The sequence below is a fragment of the Streptomyces sp. NPDC002476 genome (assembly GCF_042889785.1).
GTDB lineage: Bacteria > Actinomycetota > Actinomycetes > Streptomycetales > Streptomycetaceae > Streptomyces.
On sequence record NZ_JBIARH010000013.1, the window covers coordinates 1 to 20,434 of the forward strand.

At 69.4% G+C, this 20,434-nt stretch carries 12 protein-coding genes and 2 pseudogenes; 4 read left to right on the forward strand and 10 right to left on the reverse strand.

Features of this window, described 5'->3' with window-relative positions:
• Window positions 1–165: 165 nt before the first annotated feature.
• Window positions 166–357 (reverse strand): annotated as a pseudogene (locus ACFYXM_RS17030) (IS1380 family transposase); the annotation flags it as partial.
• A gap of 207 nt (window positions 358–564) precedes the next feature.
• Between ACFYXM_RS17030 and ACFYXM_RS17035 the strand changes: the two are divergent.
• Window positions 565–1,419 (forward strand): alpha/beta hydrolase family protein, encoded by an 855-nt coding sequence (locus ACFYXM_RS17035; RefSeq protein WP_389290030.1) that lies wholly within the window; start codon window positions 565–567, stop codon window positions 1,417–1,419.
• Between the two features lie 116 nt (window positions 1,420–1,535).
• Window positions 1,536–2,936, forward strand: coding sequence for a carboxylesterase/lipase family protein (locus ACFYXM_RS17040; RefSeq protein WP_389290032.1), 1,401 nt, complete (start codon window positions 1,536–1,538; stop codon window positions 2,934–2,936).
• 39 nt (window positions 2,937–2,975) lie between these two features.
• Here ACFYXM_RS17040 and ACFYXM_RS17045 read toward each other — a convergent pair whose 3' ends face one another.
• From ACFYXM_RS17045 to ACFYXM_RS17055, 3 genes and pseudogenes are all read right to left on the reverse strand, one after another.
• Complete coding sequence (locus ACFYXM_RS17045; RefSeq protein ID WP_389290033.1) at window positions 2,976–4,157, reverse strand: PucR family transcriptional regulator; 1,182 nt, start codon at window positions 4,155–4,157, stop codon at window positions 2,976–2,978.
• Between the two features lie 198 nt (window positions 4,158–4,355).
• Window positions 4,356–4,538 carry a hypothetical protein gene (locus tag ACFYXM_RS17050; RefSeq protein WP_389290291.1) on the reverse strand — a complete coding sequence of 61 codons (183 nt, stop codon included), beginning with the start codon at window positions 4,536–4,538 and terminating at the stop codon, window positions 4,356–4,358.
• Window positions 4,535–4,978, reverse strand: a pseudogene (locus ACFYXM_RS17055) (IS5/IS1182 family transposase); the annotation flags it as partial. The pseudogene ACFYXM_RS17055 and the gene ACFYXM_RS17050, both read right to left, overlap by 4 nt.
• A 200-nt stretch (window positions 4,979–5,178) precedes the next feature.
• Between ACFYXM_RS17055 and ACFYXM_RS17060 the strand changes: the two are divergent.
• Together ACFYXM_RS17060 and ACFYXM_RS17065 are read left to right on the forward strand one after the other, a co-directional pair.
• The gene (locus ACFYXM_RS17060) at window positions 5,179–5,484 is read left to right on the forward strand and encodes a hypothetical protein (protein WP_389290035.1); all 306 of its coding nucleotides are present in this window, start codon (window positions 5,179–5,181) and stop codon (window positions 5,482–5,484) included.
• A gap of 21 nt (window positions 5,485–5,505) precedes the next feature.
• Entirely contained in the window at window positions 5,506–5,925 is a 420-nt protein-coding gene (locus ACFYXM_RS17065) for an ankyrin repeat domain-containing protein (protein ID WP_389290037.1), read from the forward strand.
• Between the two features lie 272 nt (window positions 5,926–6,197).
• Here the strand turns inward: ACFYXM_RS17065 and ACFYXM_RS17070 are convergent, their stop codons facing one another.
• From ACFYXM_RS17070 to ACFYXM_RS17095, 6 genes are all read right to left on the reverse strand, one after another.
• The gene (locus tag ACFYXM_RS17070) at window positions 6,198–8,357 is read right to left on the reverse strand and encodes a DEAD/DEAH box helicase (RefSeq protein ID WP_389290039.1); all 2,160 of its coding nucleotides are present in this window, start codon (window positions 8,355–8,357) and stop codon (window positions 6,198–6,200) included.
• Window positions 8,357–9,682, reverse strand: coding sequence for a BREX system ATP-binding protein BrxD (gene brxD, locus ACFYXM_RS17075; protein WP_389290041.1), 1,326 nt, complete (start codon window positions 9,680–9,682; stop codon window positions 8,357–8,359). The genes ACFYXM_RS17070 and brxD overlap by 1 nt, the downstream gene beginning before the upstream one ends.
• Before the next feature lie 46 nt (window positions 9,683–9,728).
• Window positions 9,729–11,477, reverse strand: a complete 1,749-nt coding sequence (locus ACFYXM_RS17080; protein WP_351516381.1) for an AIPR family protein — start codon at window positions 11,475–11,477, stop codon at window positions 9,729–9,731.
• Between the two features lie 38 nt (window positions 11,478–11,515).
• Window positions 11,516–14,419, reverse strand: coding sequence for a BREX-2 system phosphatase PglZ (gene pglZ / locus ACFYXM_RS17085; RefSeq protein ID WP_389290043.1), 2,904 nt, complete (start codon window positions 14,417–14,419; stop codon window positions 11,516–11,518).
• The gene (locus ACFYXM_RS17090; protein ID WP_389290045.1) at window positions 14,416–18,294 is read right to left on the reverse strand and encodes a DUF6079 family protein; all 3,879 of its coding nucleotides are present in this window, start codon (window positions 18,292–18,294) and stop codon (window positions 14,416–14,418) included. Before ACFYXM_RS17090 ends, pglZ begins: the two co-directional genes overlap by 4 nt.
• 92 nt (window positions 18,295–18,386) lie before the next feature.
• Window positions 18,387–20,327 (reverse strand): DNA/RNA helicase domain-containing protein, encoded by a 1,941-nt coding sequence (locus tag ACFYXM_RS17095; protein ID WP_389290047.1) that lies wholly within the window; start codon window positions 20,325–20,327, stop codon window positions 18,387–18,389.
• Window positions 20,328–20,434: the final 107 nt, after the last annotated feature.

Consider the following 20,434-nt stretch of genomic DNA (forward strand, 5'->3'; position numbering starts at 1 on the left):
TGGGTCTGGCCGTGCGTGTCGACTCCGCCGGTGATCTGAGGGGTGTTGTGCGTCATGCTGGTCGTGTCCGTCCTTGCGAGAGTCCGTTCCGGGGGTGAGGTTCCCCCGCTGCGCGGGGGTGGCTGACCAGCTAGTCAGCCACCCCCGCGCAGCGGGGGAACCTCAGGTGGCGGTGGTGGCCTTGGCGTGGAAGGCGGAGGCCAGGGCGCCGGTGGCCCGCAGCAGGTTGTAGGCCATCGCCCACTGGATCAGCCAGGCGGCATTGGCGTGGAAGTGTCCCGACGGCAGGTGGGCCAGGGCGGAGGCTTTGCTGTCGGCGATGACCTGCTCGACGACCGCGTGGTGACGGTGCTCCCGCTCGGCCTGGAGGGTGGGGGCGGGCTGGTCGCCGAGCATGGCACCCTCGCCGCGCTCAGGCTCTCGGCATGTTGCACAAAATCCGACGTCGCTGCTTGCCGCGATTGCGCAGAGACGGGTCTCGAGCCGTGCTTCAGGATGTGCGATCAGACAAGGCGTGAGCCGGATGAAACATCCAGTTCGCCGTGACGACATCGGGAGTCCGCTGTGCTCTGGAGAAAACTGCTCGTCACCCTGACCTCGCTCCTGCTCCTGCTGACGGCTTCTGCCGGCGCGGGAGCGGCAGCGGCGTCCACCGGTTCCCCCGCCGGTGCCAGTGCCGAGGCGGTCGCGGCCGACTACGGCGCTCCCGGCCCCTACGCCACCGCGGTGGAGGTCGGGGCGGTGACCACCCTGTACTACCCGCGTGACATCGCGACCAGCGACCGCCGCCACCCCGTGATCGTGTGGGGAAACGGCACCTTCGCCTTCCCGGTCGTCTACCGCGACCTGTTGCTCCACTGGGCCAGTCAGGGCTTCATCGTCGCCGCCGCCAACACCCCGCAGTCCAACCTCGGCATCTCCATGCGCGCCGGGATCGACCTGCTCACCCGTCGCAACGCCGACCACGGCAGTCCCTTCCACGACCGTGTCGACCTGGAGCACATCGGCGCGTCCGGTCACTCGCAGGGCGGCGCCGCCGCCATCGTCGTCGGCGCGGACCCGCGCATCGACACCATCCTGCCCATCCAGCCCGGGCCGCTCGCCGACATCGACGACGTACACGTACCCGCGCTCCTCCTGGCCGGGCAGAAGGACAGCATCGTCTTCCCCTTTCTGGTCAAGACCTTCTACAACGACGCCGACCACATACCGGCCATCTACGGGGAACTGCGCGGCGCCGATCACCTCACGGTCGTGGGCGACCCCGGCCCGTTCGCCGCGCCCACCACCGCCTGGTTCAAGGCGCACCTGATGGGGGACCAGACGGCGAGTGCACAGTTCTTCGGGGCCGGCTGCGGGATCTGCACCGACAGCGGCACCTGGTCCGACGTCCGCCGCAACGGCCTCGCAAGCCGGTGACCCGCTCCCGGATATCCCTTCCGCCGTGACCGGCGGCCGTCCCGATCCACGCCGCCCGCCCCTGACGCTCCCGCGACCAGGGGCGGCCGGCCCCGTTCGCACATGGAAGGACCGCCATGGACCTCATCGCGACCACCAGGCAGGGCAAGGTCCGAGGCCGTTTCCGCAACGGGATCGCCACCTTCCTCGGCATCCCCTACGCCGCCCCGCCCTTCGGCGCCCACCGCTTCCGCGCCCCCGCCCCGGTCGAGTCCTGGGAAGGGGTACGAGACGCTCTGGAGTACGGGCCGACCGCCCCCAAACGCCCCTACCGCCCGCCCCTCGACCGGCTGATACCCGATCCGAGCATCGCCGGGGACGACTGTCTCAACCTCAACGTCTGGACCCCATCCGTCGGCGAGGGCCGGCTGCCCGTCATGGTCTGGATCCACGGGGGTTCCCTGCGCAACGGCTCGGCGAACCTGCCGCTCTACGACGGGGGCGCCTTCGCGCGCGACGGGGTGGTCCTCGTCTCCGTCAACTACCGGCTCGGCGTCGAGGGGTTCGGGGTCTTCCCCGACGCCCCCGTCAACCGGGGCCTCCTCGACCAGATCGCAGCCCTGATCTGGGTCCGCGACAACATCTCCGCCTTCGGCGGAGATCCGGCGAACGTCACCGTGTGCGGGGAGTCCGCCGGCGCGATCAGCGTCGCGGCCCTCATGACCAGCCCCGGCGCGGCCGGGTTGTTCCACCGGGCGATCCTGCAGAGCGGCCCGCCCTACACGATATCGCGCCGCGAGGGCGCGAAGACCGTACGGTCGATGGCGAAGAGACTGCGGATCCCGGCCACCGCCGAGGCGTTCGCGGCGGTGGACCGAGATCTGCTGCTGGACGCGCAGGCCGCCGTCGTCGACCGGTCCGACCCCATCGGCGGCGGTCCTGGCTTCCACATCGTGGTCGACGGCGACGTGGTGCCCGCCGCCCCGCCCCTTCCCGAGGCCGACCTGCTGCTGGGCTGCAACCGGGAGGAGTACCGGCTGTGGTTCGTACCCGGCGGAACCGTGGACCGGATCAGCCGGCTCACCCTGCGGCTGGCACTGCTGAAGATCCGTGTCCCGCAACGCGTGGCACGCCTGTACCGAGCCACCCGGCCGCACGCCAAACCCGGTGAGATCCTGGGAGAGATGGCCACCGACCTGCTGCTGCGGGGGCCGCTCAACCGCCTCGCCGACTCCCGGCCCGCCCGCACCTTCGTCTACGAATTCTGCTGGCGCTCGCCCGTGATGGGACTCGGCGCGTGCCATGCGCTGGAACTCGGCTTCGTCTTCGACAACCTGCGCGCCGCCGAGGACCTGACCGGGCCCGGCGCGCCTCAACCACTGGCCGACGCCATGCACCGGGCCTGGGTCGCCTTCGCCACTACCGGACAGCCGGGCTGGTCCGGCTGGAACGCGGACCGGCCCGTCATGGTCTTCGACCACCCCGGCGTCGGCCCGGTCCTCGCACCCCGGCACGAGGAACTCGGCGCCTGGCTCTGACAGATGACAGGCCGAGCGCTCGCCGACGCCGGCCGTGGTTCATCCGCTTTCCGCTGCTTCTGCGGATCCCTGCCATCCGGTGACCCCGCGGTGACCCGCGGGCCCGGCCAGGTCCCTGGCGACGAGCGCCGCCTGGATCAGCCGCGCCTGCGCGGGAACCGCGAGGTCGAGGCCCGTCAGCGCGCTCACTCGCTGCAACCGGTAGTCCAGGGTGTTGCGGTGGACGCACAGCTCCAACGCCGTCTGGCGGCGGTTGAGCCCCCGCTCCACGAACACGCGCAGCGTCTCAAGCAGGTACGGATGCTCCTCCAAGGGGTCGAGTTTGGCCGCCAGCCGCACCAGGCCGTCCCCGGGGCGCGCGAGCTGGTGCTCCAGCAGCACGTCGTCGAGGCGGTAACACCCGGGCGGGCGTCCCAGGCGCCGGACGAGATCCAGCACGCGGCCGGCCTCCTGCGCTGCCGAGGAGATGGCCGCCGGTACGGAGGAGCGGGCGGCGGCGGCGCGCACGGGCTGCCCCACATCCTTCTCCAGCCGGGCCACCAGGCCCGGTACGTCGGACCTGGCCGGCAACAAGGCGATCCGAGCGACGTGGTCCATCAGCACAGGGATCCCGGTGAAGGCGTCGAGCGAGGACTGCACCAATCTGCTCGGCGGGTCGGACTCGAACGCGAAGGCAACCACCTCGTACTCACCCACCACGGCCACCCGCGCCACGCCCGCCAGCTCCTCGTACGGCCGTCCTTCCAGCAGGGCGCCGAGCAGGGCCCGCCGTACGCGCTTGTCCTCGCTGTGGAGGTCCTCCTGGGCGTTCTGGTGGGCGAGGACGACCGCGGGCAGCGCGGCGTGCAGGCAGGCGAGCAGCTTGCCGCCCGCCCCGGCCAGCTCACCGGGCTCCGCGACCTCGGTCAGCGTCTGCCACCACACCTCGGCGCCGATCAGGTACGCGGCGATCACCGCCTCCAGGGGGACCCGCTCCTCGGCCCGGCGCGCCGACCACTCGATGAGCCGGGTCAGATCGCCCGGCCCCATCGCCCCCCCGACGCCGTCGCGCAGTGCCCTGAGCAACAGCGCGTGCACCGCCGCGATGGACCGCGCCACCTCGCCCTGGAGGGTGGCGCGGGGCAGCGCCCCGTAGAACGGCGCCTCCGCCGCGCAGCGCGCGACCACGACGGCCGTGAGGTCACCGACCCGGGCGGCCATCCGGGCGTGCAGGTCCGACATCGGCGCATCGTCACACTGCCCCGGCCGTGCCGTCAATCGGAGCCCCGGGTCCGGCGGCGCGGGCAGTGCGTCGGGCGTGTCCCCGAACCGCTCCCGGTCGCCAACTCGTCGACGAAAGAGGCGACGTCACGTGGCACACCCGTAGCATGCCAACTTGCGTATGACGGGTGTCATCAATCCCCAGGGCCTGAAGTGGCACTACCAGTACGACAGGCTCGGTCGTAGGACGGTCTCCCGGGTGATCGCGAGGTGTTCGAGGTGAGTCTCGGTCTCTCGCCGGCGGTTGTGCAGTTCGGTGATCCGTCCGCGGAGGTCGTCGGCCAGGGCCCGGGCGGCGTTCTCCTGGATCCCGAGCGCGTCGAGGAGGGGCTGGAGGTTCACGCGGTCACCGTCTGCGCCTCGCGCCAAGTAGGGGTATTCGCGCCGGTGAGGCGGCGGGCCATGACGTGGGTCATGGCCCAGTAGACGCGGGAGGCGGACGAGGCCAGGCGGTGCTCGTAGTCGCGGACCGGGCGCCGGTGCAGTATCCGGATCCCGCAGGTCTGCTCGACGCTCCACCTCTTCGGCTGCGGAACGAACCCCTTGTGCTGCGGATTGCGTTCGACGGTCTCGATGTCGATGCCCAGGCGGGTGCCGTGCATGACGACCTGGCTCTTGAAGCCCTGGTCGACCAGCGACTTCTCGACGGTGTCACCGTTTTGCTCGGTGGCCTGGTCCCGCAGGGCAATGCCCGCGGCGTTGTCGTGCGCGCTCGCGGCGAGGACGATGACGGCGATGACCGGACCCAGCACGTCCACGGCCAGTCCCCGCTTGCGGCCCTTGCGAACGGCCCCTCGGTCCACCTCACGCGAAGGTGTGAAACCACCACGCCCCGCAAGAGTCGCCCCCCGTGACGACGGGCGAAGAACCGTTCCGCGCGTCAACTCCAGCCTTGAACGGCCGCACAATCCCATCCTCTGCGCATGCCATCGTGTCCGCCGGGCGCCACCACGCCCACCTCACCAGCCGAAAGCGAGGCACCGTGAAGAAGCCCATCGCCTGCTGGACCGCAGCAGTGGCATGCGCCCTGCTCGTCCTCACCGGAACCGCCGAAGCCTCCGACGCCACCATGGCCAAGCCCAAGACGTGGTACTCCACCGCCGTCTGTGGTGTCGAGAAGATCGGAAGTGGAGACCACGGAGACAAGCAGCTCAAGGGCACCGGTAAGGGGAAGAGCAAGTCGGAGGCCGAAAAGGCCGCCCAGCGAGATGTACAGGCCCAGATCGGCAAGAAGTACGGAAAGGGGTACCGGGCGCACCACTGCACCTTCCGCAGCTCCAGGCGGTAGGCCCCGCGCCCGTGGAAACACGTGAACAATAGAAAGCGTAAGAAGCTGCCGAAGCGGCTTGCCGCGGCTGCCGGTGACGGACGAGTCGGACTTCTCCAGCGGCTCCTCGCCCAAGGGGCCGATCCCGACACCCGCGACCCTGACGGAGCCACACCGCTCTATCTCGCCGCCGTCCAAGGCGAAAACCGTTGCGCTGAGCTGCTCCTGGCGGCCGGGGCCTCGCCCAACGCCGAATCCCGGGGGTGGCGCAGCGGACTACCACTTGCCGCAGCCGCTGCCAAGGCGAACCTGCCCCTCGTCGAGCTGCTGCTGTGTCATGGAGCCGACCCGCACCTGCGGGAGTCGGGGGGCGGCTCGGCGCTTGACTGGGCACAGGGCTGGAGCGACGACACCGAGGAGCGGCAAACCGTCCTGGCGCGGCTGCGCAACCTCACCGTTTGAGCCGTCCCCGCCACTCTCTGTCAGCCTTGGGTGAGACGTCCCGCTTCGTCGGGTTGGCCTGAGAGGGCACGACAGGAGAACCACCCCCTCATGACCAGCACCAACCCGCCTTCGGCTCTCACACCCGAGGAGCGGGCGGCAGTCCTGGAGCTGATGAACAGCGACGAGTACGCCGAGCTGCCTCCCGCGCAGATCTGGGCCCGCGCCCACTGCACAGTACGGCGGCCTGCATCGCCAGCCTCACTGTGCAACAGGCGCAGGGCGATAGCCGCTCAGGCTGTCCGCCCGGTGGAGAGGCGCTTCGGTTCCGACAGGACAGCGCGTGCGCCGTCGAAGTCGGCGAGTCTCGCCGCGAGCGTTGCTACGGCCAGGCGTTGGGGGAGGGCTGCCGAGAACTTGAGGCCGCGCACTGCTCGCTGATCGACATCGGGCAGGACAAGCGCCGGCCCGGCCTGGGCGGCTTCAAGGGCGCTACGCCAGACGTCGGGGGTGAGATCCTCGCGCAGGCGCAGGTAGCAGTCGGTCGGGCGCTGTACCGGATCGGCGATCGACGAGAGCGTTGCGGCCAGCGTCGCATTGGCACGGTAACCCGCCCAGGTCCACCAGCGGACATCGTCGCCCTGTCGAGCGACCAGCGTCCCGCCGGGGTGGACGAGTTGGGGCGCCTCCTCGTCACGCCATTGCTGGAGGCAGACACGAGCTCGCCGCGTGAGGTAGACGGGAGGTTCGGCACGTAGGAGGATCTCCCGCATGGCACGAGTCAGCGCGTACGACAGGCCGACGAGCGTGCCCCCCGACCATTTGGCGACCCCACCACCTTCGACGGGCTCGACGAACACTCGTTTACGGCCCCAGTCGATGAATGTCACCTGCCAGCTACGGCCGGCCAGCAACAGGCGCCGTGGTCCCGGACGTTTCTCGGTGAGTACGGAGGGATCCATACCTCCGATCTCGGTGCGCCCGGACAGGACGGTGAACTGGGGCGGTGCGGTGAAGGAGGCCGTCAACTCGATGAAGTGCCGTCGTCCGAAGCGGTGCTCGGCCTCGGGGCCGATGAACAGCATGCCGCCGTCGGAGTCCAGGAAGCCCTGCCCCGTCAGGTGACGCAGGATGGGAGTGGCCGAACGGTCGAAGGGCGCCAAGCCGTTCCACTGTTCCGTCCAGAGCTGGTCTCCCAGCTTGTGTTCCTGGAGTGTGGCGGCGAGCAATTGCTGGGCCACCAGGTGGCGCGGCTCGGGCGGTGGGAGGACCGGTTCGACCCAGCCGCGGCCCCAGAGGAGCAACAGCCCGGCTGCCTGCAGCAGGGCGTCCTTGTGCGTGGCCAGGAAAAGGCAGTTGCGAGTACTTCCCGCCCGGCGTCCGGTGCGGCCGACGCGTTGGAGGAACGAGGCGACGGTGTCGGGCGAATCGATTTGGATGACGCGGTCCAGGTCGCCGACGTCGATGCCCAGTTCCAAGGTCGAGGTGGCCACGATGACGCAGTCGCGTGCTTCGGCAAACGCCTGCTCGGATCGTGCCCGCTCGTCGGCGGAGAGCGATGCGTGCGACAGGAAGACCGTGACTTCGCGCGCCCGCAGCGCGGCACCCAGTTCCTCGACCTGCCGTCGGGAATCGCAGAACACCAAGCGCTTCTCGCCCTTGTGCAGGGCCGCGATGACCTTGGCGGCGTTGGAGAGTGAGCCCACGTAGTCGAGTTCGATCTCTCCGGGTGGGCGGGCGGTGACGCCCGCGGCCGGCACCGGGCCGGACGAGGCACCTGTGAGTCCCGGTGAGACGACCTGTCCCGGGCGCCGGCCGGCGCCCGCCCCCTGGAGCCAGGTGAGCAGCTCCCGTGGATTTCCGACGGTCGCGGAAAGCCCGATCCGCTGAATCGGACGAGATGCGACCCGTTGCAGACGCTCGAGTATTGCCACGAGATGCCAGCCTCGGTCGTCGCCGGCGAACGCGTGCACCTCGTCGACGACAACTGCTCGGACCCCTCCCAGCAGATGCGCGTGATCCGTCTTCACGCCGATCAGCATCGCCTCCAGCGACTCGGGCGTCGTCAGCAGGATGTCGGGCCTCTCAGTACGGATGCGCCGACGCTGTGACTCCTTCGTATCTCCGTGCCACAGAGCCGCACTGCGGCCGAGCCATTGGGCGTACCTGTCGATGCGGGTCACCAGATTGTTGAGGAGCGCCTTGAGCGGGCAGAGGTAGAGGACCGAGGTGCCGGTCCAGCCCTGGGCCGACATGGCCGAGAGGACCGGTAGACAGGCTGCCTCGGTCTTGCCGCCGGCGGTGGGCGCGAGCAGCACGGCGTCCTCCCCGTCCATCACCGGTGCGATCGCTGCCCGTTGCAGTGGTCGCAGATCCGGCCAGCCGAGCGTGTTGACCACGTGGTGCAGGATGACGGGATCCAACCGGTCGACGGGGTCCGCAGCCGATGTCATCACAGCTCCAGGTCGATGTCGTCGGGCGACGACGATCCAGCCACGTTTCGTTCGATGTCGGTGAGTTCACCGGCGCCCACCGTGAGCCGGTAGTGCTGCCGCGGGGCGAAGTCCGGGAACTGGTCGATGCGGTCCAGAACGTCGCCGACCAGCTTCTTCAGAAAGAGCCGGGGCGCCACGCCGACCTTGCCGCCGAGAGCTCCGCCCACCGCACGGGCGAGGTCGGCGATGTACGCGTCGTCGGCCAGCTCCTTGATCCGGTCGGGAGAGTCGGCTCCGGACATGTAGAGATCGCGGATGGTCATGCCAAGACCGGTCAGCGATTCGAGAGTGAATCCTGACAGGCGGAGCTGGACCGCACGTGGGTTGTCGAAACGTGGATCAGTGGTGAAGTCGGTGGCGAGCCGCTGGGCGAGCGGAGGGAGGCGCTGGATGCCCTGCTGACCGTCGTAGAACGCGGGTGTTCCGGTGATGACCAGATAGAGGCCGGGGAACCGTCCCGAGTGGACTTCGTCGATCAGTTGCCGCAGCGCGTTGAGGGCCTTGTCGCGGGCATCCGACCGCACCCTCTGCAGGGTCTCCACCTCGTCCAGCACGATGAACAGTCCCCGGTGACCGGAGTCCCGCAAAACGGTGAGCAGCCCTTGGAGGAACCCGAGGGCCCCGAAGTGGTCCAGGTCGCCGCGTACTCCTGCGGAACGGCGGGCCGCCGCCGCGACATGGGGCTGGCCGCCGAGCCAGGCGAGGACGGCGGCCGCCGTCGACTCGTCGCCTTGCAGGAGTGCGGTCCGGTATCCGCGCAGCGCGGCCGCGAAGGACGGGGCGTGTCGAGAAACCTCGGCCAGCCGGGCAGCCAGCAACTCCTCCACTGCGGTGCTCAGATCGTTCTCGTCCACCCCCGCGGCGAGCGCGTCCTCCTCCAGGGCATAGAACCAGGCATCCACCACGGGACGGAGCGCGCTCGGAGGGAAGCTCGTGGTGGACAGCCGTTCAGTGAGACGGCGGTAGACCGTCTCCAGCTTGTGCAGGGGCGTCTCCGTTTCCGAGATCTGGATCTCGGACACAGCGAAGTTGCGCTGCTTGGCGCGTTCCCCGAGCCAGCGGGTGAAGAAGGTTTTGCCCGAGCCGTACTCACCTCGCACGGCTTTGAACACGGAGGCGCCGGAGGCGACCGCTTCGAGTTCCGCGTTGAGCGCGCACTCGAAACGGTCCAGTCCGGTGGCGAGGAGATCCAGGCCGCTCTCGGGCACCGCACCACGCCGGAGCGCGTCGAGAGCGGTGCGCCGCCGGGCGGCGGATACGGGAGAAGGGCGAGGATCGATCACACGCCCATTGTCCCATCCCCTATGAACCGGGCATCGTGCTGCGAGGTCATCTGCGTCGGAGACTGCCGTAGTCGAGGTTGGTCGTGAGGTAGCTGACGAAGTCGCTGCTCTTCGACGTCTTGTCGGGGCCCGAGCGGTTCTCCCGCTGGAATGCCTCGAACTGCTCCTGGAGCGACTTCCACAGCAACTCGAGGCGTGCGGAGCTCGGGAAGACGTTCTCCCGGGCGGCGTTGTTGAGCGTTTCCGGCTTGTTGAACACGCGGCCCATGAGGTCGACGGCGCCGAGCATGGCGAGGTGGAAGCGGAGGTTCGTGTGCTGTGACCGGGAGATGGGATCCGAGGTGGACTGAAGGAACTCGTCCACCTGGCGTTGCGCCTTGGCCAGCCACAGATAGACGGGGAGCTCCGTCTTCTCGGAGAACACACGGCGGTAGTCCGAGTCCGACTTCAGCAGGCTCGAAGGACGAGCACGGGCATAGTCGGGCTGTCCCAACGCCATGGCCATCACGGACTGTGCCAGCAGGGGGATGCTGACAATACGGTCGGTCGGCTTGCCCTGATTCCGGTAGAAGTTCTTGCGCCGGTCGTAGAACCAGTCGTGTTCGAGGAAGTACGACTCGATCTGCCGCTGGATGTCGTCCGTGGCCCGGAGCGAGGCGGCCGGCACGCTCGTCTGCCGGTTCGTTGCGCGAATGACGGAGTCGCGGGCGGCCTGGTCCGCGGTGACGAGGATGCGTACCTGTACCAGTCTCTCGAACACGGGGGTGGCAGGGGCGTTCTCGTAGAGCTGCCTGAGCGTCTCGTAGATCGTGTACGAGGTCTGGAGACCGTTGACGATCTGCACGTCGGAAAGGCTCAGGCGTTTGCCGACCGAGGTGGCCTGCGAGCACACGATGGTGATGCCGTTGTTGAGCCACCAGAATTCCGGTGCTCCGGGGTTCTGGAGGGACGCGGTGATCTCGCGGTTCACCTCGACGTTGCCCGCGTAGTCGCGGACGTTCCAGTCGAAGATGTGGGACTTGATCGCCCCGGTCTCGTCGCTGAGGAAGTCGATGTAGTCACCCAGCGAGACGAGGGCGATATGGCTGGTGCCGTGGGTGATGCTCTCCCGGTAGGGAAGCTCCAGGGTGTACGAGGGGAGGGTGCTGGATCGCTTCCAGAGTTCCGCGGGGCCCAGGAACTCGACTTCGCCGGTGGAGATGGCGAAGACCTTGGAGAACTGTGCCTCAAGGATCTTGGCCTTCGCCTGGACCTTGGGATGTACCTCGCTCGCCTCGCCGCGCGTCACGTACGAAAACTTGATCAGAACGGTCGGATGACGGGTGAGGAGCCGCGTCAACGCCGTCCTGAACAGCTTGAAACGGGCGAGCAGGTCGTCGCTGTACAGCAGCCCGACCGTGGCCTCGTCGACCTCCATGTCCAGGAGGTTCGAGCACGTGGACGCCACCTTGTCCAGGGCCACTTCGGAGAATCCGGGGCTGGTCTTGGCCTGGACGAGCCAGAGCGTCAGCTGGGTTCCGGCCTCGACGTTCGAGACGGCGGAATGCTGCTGGAGGATTTCGCTGTCCTCGTGCAGGAGCCGGCCACCGAGGAAGACGTACGCCCCGTCGATGCCGCCGTCGTCGGCACCACCGATCACACCGGCTTCGATCTCCTCCTCCGAGAGACCGAAACCGTGCAACGCGTGTTCGCTCGCGAACCGCTCGAAGGCCGCGTCGAACGACAGGGGGACGGCACGAGCGTTCCGTTTTTCCTCGATCATCTGGTTGATCAGCACTCGGTCGTTGGCGCTCATGGCTCCTGGCTCATCGTGTGGAAAAGACGAATGAAACGTCAGCCTAGGTCGAACTGCATGCGGAGCAAAGGGAGATCCAAACGAACGGTGCGGCCGTCCGGCAGTGTTTCCAGGACTTGCACCCCGTCATAGTTGAGCAACTGGCGAAGGATCGCGGCGAACCCGTCAGCGCGGGTCGCGGGATAGGACACACGTTGGGCGAGCGCCGTCACCGGCAGGGTGCCGCCGGCATCGAGCAGGGCCCGGATCGCTCCCTCCACCTTCTCCATGGGCGGCTTGCGCGCGAGCAGGCCGATCTGACCCTGGAACGTCTCCGAGGCGAAGAGGGACGCGACGAGGGCGTCGGCGGGATCCACGACGGCGGCGGTCACCAGCGTTTCTTCACCATCGAGGCTAGGCACCACGGCGACATCGAACAAGGAATCGTGGGTGCGGGCCAGTTGTGCGTGGGCCTTCGTCGGCTTCTGCCGTGCCGGCCGCTTCGGAGCGGGTGCCCGCTCGGCCACCGGGGAAACGGCGGCAGGGCGGGGCGATGGCTCGTCGAGCACCCACCAGTCCGGCTGCTGATCCCCCAACTCGCGCCAGGCCGGGGGAGGAGGCGCTCCGAACGGCAGGAAGGCCAGGACCGGGATGGTGAACTCGGCGAGGGACGCCCCGCCGTGGTACCCGGCCTTGCGAGTCGTGTACCGGGAGTCGGCGTCCCACAGGGCGACGATCGAGCCCCCCGGCTCCGGCTCGACCACGCGGGTGCCGTGCAGTGCGACCTCGGCCGGGCTCGTCTCGCCGCCCGGGGCCCGGTGACGGGCGGACAGCGGTGAGCCGGACTCCAGCTTCACGCCGTGTCGGTCGACGACATGCCCGTGGTCGCTGGTGATCACCACGGCCATGCCCTGCGAGGCGGCGATCCGCAGCAGATCCGGCAGACCCGGGATGTCCCCGGCCCGCCAGGCGCCGTCCCCCAGTTTCTGTTCCTTGGCGAGCCGGTCGTCGATGGCATTGAGGACGACCGCCACATGTGTACGACCGTCCATGAGCGCTTCGGTGAGCGCGGGACCGAACGTGTCCCCAGCGCTCTCGGCTCGCAGGTCGTCCTTGTGGAACACGGCCGCCGGCGCTCCGCCCCAGAGCGAAAGAGCGGGGAACAGTTGCGCCTCGTCCTTCTGCGATCCTCTCGTCAGCTTGCCCGCGAACAGTGAGGTACGGGACACGGAAGTGAGGGTGGGGAGCGCCGCAGCCATGGCGCGCCGTCGCGGAGCACCCTCGGCCACCGGGTCGAACTCGGCCCAGGAAGCGCGCAGTTCTTCACCCAGTTCAGTGGCGATGGCCGCGCTCATCCCGTCCAGCACGATCAGCAGCACGCGCCGGTCGGCGGCGCCGCGGACGACCGGCTTCACCACCCGTTCCAGGAACGTTTCCACGGTCAGCATCTTGCCCGGATCGGTGCCGGACGCGGTCCACGTGGCCAGCACGCGGGCGAAGCAGCGGTCGATCTCGTGCCGTCGTTCCCGCACGCGTACGGCCAGTGCGTCATAGGCCGCTCTCAGCCGGTCGTCGGAGTCACCACCGGCTTCGATGTGTTCCAAGGCACGGTCGACCCATCCGGTTTCTTCGAGCTGCCGCCGTATGGCCGCCCCGACGTTGGCCGCTTCGACCGCCGGTTCGGTGGCCAGCCACCGCACGAGCCGCTGGCCCATGCGAGTCCGCTCGATCCGTGCCCGCACTTCCGGTCCGTGGGCACGCCGGTGCTCGCCCAGAGAACGGACGGCCAGGTCGAGAGGACCCGCCTCGCCGGCCGCAAGGGCCACGCCGACGGCGGTGAACCTGGCGTCCAGGCCGGACGGCAGGAGCGGGCTGGTCCGGGCGGCGGCCTCCGCCCTGAACTGACGGACCAGCGCAGAGGCGCGCTCCAGGACCGTGTCGCTGGTCCGGCGAGCCTCGCGGGCCTCTTGCGAACCCGTACCGCTGTCTCGGGCGGCCGCGGCGAGCAACGTGCCGACGTACTCCTCGCAGGCCCGGCCGAAGGCGGCAGCCATGGCATCGAGCTGTTCGCCCCGTGCCGGGGGGTGTTCTCCGAACCAGCGCTCCGCACGGCCTCGCGCCGTGTAGGCGGCCGCGTCGGGTTCGGCATGGCACCACAGCGCCGCACACACCAGCCCGAAAGCCACCGCGTCCGGCCCGTGCTCGGCCTCGACCAAGGCCAGGAGGGCACGCCCGGCGAGGCCGGCCTGGTCCTCCTCGCCGAGGAAGTCCGCCAGTCCGGTGCGTTCGGGGACGCGCAGTGACAGCAACTGTTCCGGGCGTCCCGGAACCAGCGACCAAGCAAGCAGGGCGTGGGTGTCGAGCCGGTCGGCGGAGGTGGTGTGGTCCTGACGCGTCGCCTCGTCCTCGTAGCTGCCCAGCCGCAGGCGCCGCAGCGCGAGTGCGGACAGCGCGGTCCCGCGTGACAGCATGCCGCCCCTCAGCCTGGGCCAGCCGCCCCCGGGAGGCGCCGCGTCCAGCAGAGCCTCCGCGGCCCAGCCGTCGTCCTTGAGCCGCTGGTCGATCTGATGCGCCCCGAACGCGTCCCGCACCACGTCCCAGCTGTCCACCGTATCGACGCGCTGTTTGTGGGCGCGGGCAAGGATCGCGGGGTCGAGCTCGTTCTGCTCGCGGTCGGTCAGGACGACGAGCACGGCCGGCCCGGCCTCCGTGTCCGACAGGTGATCGAGCACCAGCTCATGCACGGCGAGGGGTGAGGGCGCCGCTGCGACACGGGTGGACTGACCGTCGCCCCAAAAGTGTTCGGCCGGGCCGTCCCACTGCGGTGCGGAGCGCAGCAGCACGGCCCGTCGCCGGTCCCGGCCCGCGAGGGCATCGGCGAGGGAACTCTGGGCGGACAGGTACTGGGTGATCGTCGCGAGGTTCAGGCGCATCGTCACCGCGCTGGTCGTCGCCGCGCTCATCCTTCGACGACCCGCCAGCTGATCTCGACCGTGGTGCCGGGTTCACGAGCGGCCAGCTCCGCGATCTCCGCTTGGAGTTCGGCCACGGCCCTGGCTGCCGTGGTCCGGCCGCCGCCGGAGCGCTTCGCCCGTCCAGGCGCGGACGGGCGTGCGTCGGAGGGCTGCTCGGGTACGGGCGGGTGACTGGTCGGAGTGTCGAGGGACACGTCCCCGGGGCGCGGAGCCGCAGGGGCGGGCGGCGGGATGGATGTCGCACGGTTCCGCTTCACCAGGGCCAGTACCTCGCGCTGCGTTCGGGCCAGCGCGTCCTTCAGGTCGGCGGTGCGTTGGTCGCTCCGGGCGGCGTTGCGCAGGGACTCCAGCAGGGCCTCCCCCTCGGGCCCTTCCGAGGAGGCCAGGTCGAGGGTGGTCCACGATGTCGAGTTCAGCGCCTGCGCCACCGCTTCGGCCTGCTTGACCGAGGTCCCGAGCCGGTCCGCGCCCACCTCGCCGAAGTCGAAGGCGGCCAGGGCTTCGACGGTCTTCCTGGCCCCGGCGGCACCCTGACCGGCTGAGTGCGTGAGGTCTCGCAGCAGGTCGACGGCGCGCCGCGCGATGGCGAGGCGACCGGTCTCCACGGTCTCGTCGAGCTGGAGGAATCCGGCGTGCCGCTCCAGTTGGGCCACCAGCTCGCGGGCCGCCTCCCGGTACACCGCTGCCTGTTGGACGATCTGCCGGGCGAGCTGGTTCACCATGCGGCCACGCCGCAGAGTGGGGGCGGGTTCGCCGAACACCGCCGTGAACCGCTGCCGGGCAGCCGACCAGTTCTCCTCCGAGGGCAGCGGCTGGCTGCGCAGCGCGTCGTGGTCCTTGATCTCGTTCAGCGCGGGCGCGGGGTCGAGGGGCGTTCCGGCGCGTACCCATACCCGGTCGTCCATCTCGGCGAACGAGGCTACGACCAGCCGCGTGAGGAAGCCGGGCAGGCCGCGCGGCGTGGGCCGGTCCGTCCAGTCCGTGAGGGTGATCAGGCTGAGGTCGCCCGTTGCTCCCTGCTCGCGGGCGAGCTGCCGGAAGTGGTCCGCCCAGTAGTGCGACAGCTCGAAGTACGCCTCCTTCTGCTGCCCGAGCCGCAGGGGAGTGGCCACGCGCCGCATCAGGTTCCGGTCGGCGGCGGGGACTTCGGCGCGCCCGTCGCGGGCCTCGGCAGCGGCCTGGAGGTGCGCGAACACCTTTCTGGCGTCGGCGGGCCTGACCACCGTTCCGGTTCCGTCGGGGTCCAGGTCCGGGTGGTCGGGGAACTGGCTCGTGAGCAGCCGGCTCGCGATGTGGCGGACGCCGTCCCGGAGCGACTGCCCGAAGGACAGGGTCAGCCCCTCGACCTCGCGCAGCGACTCCAGGTGATCGGTGAAGCCGAGCTCCACGTCGGTGGCCTTCTTGTCGGCGAGGCCGTACGCCTGCTTGAAGGCGGCCTTGACGTTCTTGAGCAGCGCATCGCGCTGGGTCTCCAGGAGGCCCTTGGCACGGGTCCGGTTGTCGGGGCTCAGGTGGCCCGCGTACTGGCTGTCGAACCGCTGACTGTCGGAGAGCGCCTTGTCGATGACGACGAGGCGGCGGAAGTCGGCATAGCGCTGACCGGAGAGGTGGGTGGGCAGCCAGGCGACGGTACGCGACGGCTCGCCTTGCCGCTCCCGCAGTCGCCGCATCCGGTTCGCGTCCTCGACGGCTCCGTACTCGCTGTCGTCGAAGGGGAGGTCGATCACGATGCGCCAGAGGTCGTCCTGTTGGGGCATGAGGTCGTGGTCCGGCAGCTCGTCCTCGTCCGCCACGTTGCCGAAGACCACCTCGACGTTGCGCTCCGTGCCCTGCCACACGAACTGCAACCGGTCGATCAACTGACCTTGGCTGATGCCGAGTTCATCGACGAGAATCCGCCGGGCGAGAGCCTGTCGGTTGCCCGGATTGTCGTTCACGTCGGCGTTGGCGATCACCGAGTCGACATCGACGCCGGACAGTTCGAGCCGGACACCGGGGTTGGCCTCGGTGCCGGTCTCCTTGATCTCGGGGAAACGCCCCGCCCACTCGGCGACCTTGTTCTTCAGGATGCCGTACTCGCGGCCCGGGATCGGGGCGACCACCGAGCCGTAGTTGAGCGCGGACAGGCGGCGGATGGTCAGGTCGGACAGGGCGGGGACACTCGGGGCGAGCGCCGACAGCAACAGTGTGCCGATGATTCGGTTGTCGCCGGTGAACTGCTTGATCCGGGTTCGCAGCGCGGGGTCGGTGATGCTGTCGGGGCGGTTCGCGCACTGCTCGATCTCCTCCTCCGACACGTTGTGCGTGAGGAGGAGGTACGGCCGCAGCTTGGTCCGGTACAGCTTGTCGGCGGCCTCGAAGACCACCTTCAGGCTGTCGGTGAACGGCTTGTCGCCGCCCGCCGTGATCAGGGGGTACAGGTCGCCGACCGGGATCAGGTCGCCCAGCCGCAGCTCGGCGCGGTGGTCGGCGAGCAACTGGCCCATCAGCTTCATGCCGGTCCGGTTGCGCTGGAGCGCGGAGGACACGTGCACGAGGGTGTCCATGAACGCCGGCGAGAACGGGTACGTCAGCCGGAAACTCTCCTCGTCCGCGCCGACGCCGTCCGCTCCCCGGTCGGACCCCAACAGCGTGTCCCACACTTCCTGGCGGATCCTGCGGGTCTTCTCGAACTCCGCCTCGACCAGGGCGGCGGCCGCCTCGTCCTTGGGCTGGAGCAGTCGGGCGTGGGCGACCTGCGGGAGGTTGCGGTCCTCCAGTGTGATCTTGTCGAAGCGGCCCGACGCCAGGTTGAGCGTGTCCTGGATGGACGCCTCGGCCGCCCCCGAGACCTCCTCGCCGACCAGTTCGCGCAGGTCGCGCTGACGGGCGATGAACGAGATCACCGGGACGGCGCGGCGGGCGTCGCCGCCCTCCACGAAGTTGGTGATCTTTCCGGCTTCCCGGGCCACGAACTTCTGGTCGTGGATGAGCGTGGCCAGCCACAGGATCAGCTCGTCCATGAAGAGGATCAGACCGTCGTAACCGAGCCCCTTGGCGTGCTCGGCGATCACGGAGAGCCCGGCGTCGAGCGACACGAATCCGTGCTCGTCCTCGGCCGCGTTCTTCGCGAAGCCGGGCAGCAGGTACGTGCTCGCGTCCTGGACGAGGCGTGCCCGCAACTCGGCGGGCGTGGAAGGGCTGACCAGGTTGAGAGCCTGCCCGCCCTCGTGGACCTCCTCGGCGGCCAGGGCGGTGTCGAGCAGTTGTGGCGTCCAGCCGAACGCCTCGCCCCACTCGTCCTCCTCCGCCCCGCCGTCCGGCGAGGTGAGACCCGCGAGCACGGCGGTGTCGCCCATGCGGGACCGCATCGCCCGGATGTCCTCGAACAGGGCGTCCGTCCGGTACACCTGCGGAGTCGGCGCCTCGGGGTGCAGCTTCTTGACGTGGCTGACGTACCCGCCGAGGACCCGCTGCTCCAGCGCCTTCGCCCCGAGCATGTGGTAGGGCACGAGCAGGAACCGCTTGCCCTCCGTGCCGAGCCACTCGTGCTTGGTGAGCACGGGGTCGAGGTCCCTGCGCGCCCGGGCCGCCGCGCTGCCGCTGAGCAGGGCGTGCAGCACGGCCATGAAGTGCGACTTACCGGAACCGAACGAACCGTGCAGGTAGGCCGCCTTCGACGTGTGTCCGTCGAGCGCGGACCTGATCAGGCCGAGCGCCTCGTCGAAGTTCTCCAGCAGCCGATCCGTGACCACGTAGTCCCTCAGCGCGCGCTCCGCGCCCTCGGGGGTCGTCGCCTCCGAGAGCTGGAGGACGAAGTCCGACGTGGAGATGGACTCCTTGATGTCGATGACATCGCGGAGGAGGGGCGGCTGCTGGACCATGAACGATCACTCTCCGGCGGGCGGCTCTGCGGGCTCATCCGATGGTATGGCGTCCCACTGACAACGGATGACCACTTTTAGCTCACGCGTGACTACACGAGCGCGGGCATCTGCACCCCGGACGCGGAGTGGACGAGCGAGCGCAGCTTCTCGCGGGTCTCCGGGTCCGTCGCATAGATGATCGTGCCGACCATGCCCCGCGTCAGGAGCACCTTGTAGGTGTTGCGGATGAGCTGGTCGATCTCGTCGTCCGGCGTCGACTTCGTGAAGACCGGGTCCTTCGACGCCGAGCGGTCCACGACCCAGTGGTCGGTACGCCACACCAGGTCGGGTCCGATGATCACCCCCGACCAGTCGTACTCGAAGCCCTGCGCGGTGTAGACGCAGCCGATCTGCCCGAATCCGGCCTCTTCGGTGGCCCACAGAGGTGCGGGCGGTGCCCCGAGCACGGACCGGTCGCCGTAGACGTTCCACGGCCGGGCCCAGTCGCCGATGACGACATCGTTGGGCAGTGCCGTCATCTCCGGGGTGATCTTGGTGGTCCACTTCCAGCAGTAGCCGGCCGACATCCGCGCGCCGTACTTCTCCGCGCGGCGCGCGACGAGGAAGTCCTCCATCTCCCGGGGGCTCTCGGCGATCCGCAGCTCCAGTTTTCCGTCGGGCTCCCACCGGCTGGGCGTGCCGCCCTCCAGGCCGAGCAGGTCGACGACCCACTTCTCGTACGTGTCACTGCCGCCACACCGGAACTGCCCGTCGAGCTCCACCACCTCGCAGCCGAGGCCCTCCGCGGCGGCGGCCCGCTGAATCTCCTCCTTCGTCCCCATCTCGCCGGGCCGCACCACCTGGTGCTGGTCGAGCAGGAACACCGGCACCCGGGCCGCGTCGATCAGCTCCGCCACCTGCGGTCGGCCCGTACGCAGCTCCGCCTTGGTGTAGCGGTTGGCGGAGGTCTTCCGCAGCCGGTGCGCCTCGTCGCAGATGAGCACGTCGACGTCGTTCGGCTCCGCGTCCATGAAGCTGTTGAAGTACATGAACAGCTTCTGCACTTCGCGCTTCCTGGCTCCGGCGATCCTGCGCATCGTCTTGGTGAACGAAGCCGATCCGGTGGCGTGCAGAGCGGAGACCCCGCGCCGGTACAGCTCGCCCAGCAGCGACATCGCGATCACGCTCTTGCCGGAACCGGGACCGCCGGTCACCACGATGACCTTCTTGTGGTTGCCGCGCCTGGCCTTGCGGACGGCGGACATCACCTTCTCGTAGGCGACCCGCTGTTCGGCGATGAGTACGAACTGTTCGCGGTCGCGGATCTCGGCCGCCGCGACGGCCATCAGCTGCTTGGACGGGCGGATGCGTGCGTCGCGCAGCACGTCGGCCGCCTCCGCGCCGGACTTGGGCGCCAGCCGTGAGCGCAGGAAGTCCAGGAAGGCGCCGCGCTGGTCGCCCGTGTACATCAGGCCGTGCAGGTCCTCCTTGACGTCCCGAAGTCCCGCTGTCCGGGATTCGGTCGCGTTGTGAAGGAAGGCGACACCGGCCAGTGACTCGGGCATCCGTTCCAGAGCCGCGTTGAACGACAGCAGGTACTCGCAGTAGCCGCGTACCTGCTCGACCGGGTTGAGTACGGGCTCCGCGTACGCGTCGATCCGGCACAGCAGCGGCTCGTCCTCCACCGGATAGGCCGCGCTCCACTGCTTCAGCTCCACGACGACGTACGACGGTTCGCCCGTGGTCGGGTGGACGCCCGCGAGGACGGCGTCCGCGCGCTTGCTGGTGAGGGGCAGGCTGTACTCGATGATGACCTCGACCTCGTCGAGCCCGGCCTCGATGAGGGCGTTGACGAGAGCGGGGAGGCTGCGTTCCCAGGAACGTATCTCCGCCTGTGCGGGCCTCCGGCCGTGCAGGTGGGCGAAGTTCTCGGTCAGGTGCAGCGCCAGCGACCCTTCGAGGATGCGGGCGGCCACGGACGCCGCGGACTCACGGAACAGCAAGGAAATGCCCCCAGGCAGCACGAAGAAGACTCGTGCGGGTGGGGGCATGTCCTCCGGTGTCCGCCGCGTGGGCGAGGCGGATCAGGAAGCCCGTCGGGCCGCTGAGATGGTTCTCGCCATCCTAGTAGGGCTTGGTCGGCGTGTCGGCAGTGAGG

Coding starts and splice junctions, on each gene's coding strand:
- ACFYXM_RS17090 (WP_389290045.1), bottom strand. CDS start 18,294: ATGGTCCAGCAGCCGCCCCTCCTCCGCGATGTCATCGACATCAAGGAG.
- ACFYXM_RS17045 (WP_389290033.1), bottom strand. CDS start 4,157: ATGTCGGACCTGCACGCCCGGATGGCCGCCCGGGTCGGTGACCTCACG.
- ACFYXM_RS17040 (WP_389290032.1), top strand. CDS start 1,536: ATGGACCTCATCGCGACCACCAGGCAGGGCAAGGTCCGAGGCCGTTTC.
- ACFYXM_RS17070 (WP_389290039.1), bottom strand. CDS start 8,357: ATGACATCGGCTGCGGACCCCGTCGACCGGTTGGATCCCGTCATCCTG.
- ACFYXM_RS17095 (WP_389290047.1), bottom strand. CDS start 20,327: ATGCCCCCACCCGCACGAGTCTTCTTCGTGCTGCCTGGGGGCATTTCC.
- pglZ (WP_389290043.1), bottom strand. CDS start 14,419: ATGAGCGCGGCGACGACCAGCGCGGTGACGATGCGCCTGAACCTCGCG.
- ACFYXM_RS17080 (WP_351516381.1), bottom strand. CDS start 11,477: ATGAGCGCCAACGACCGAGTGCTGATCAACCAGATGATCGAGGAAAAA.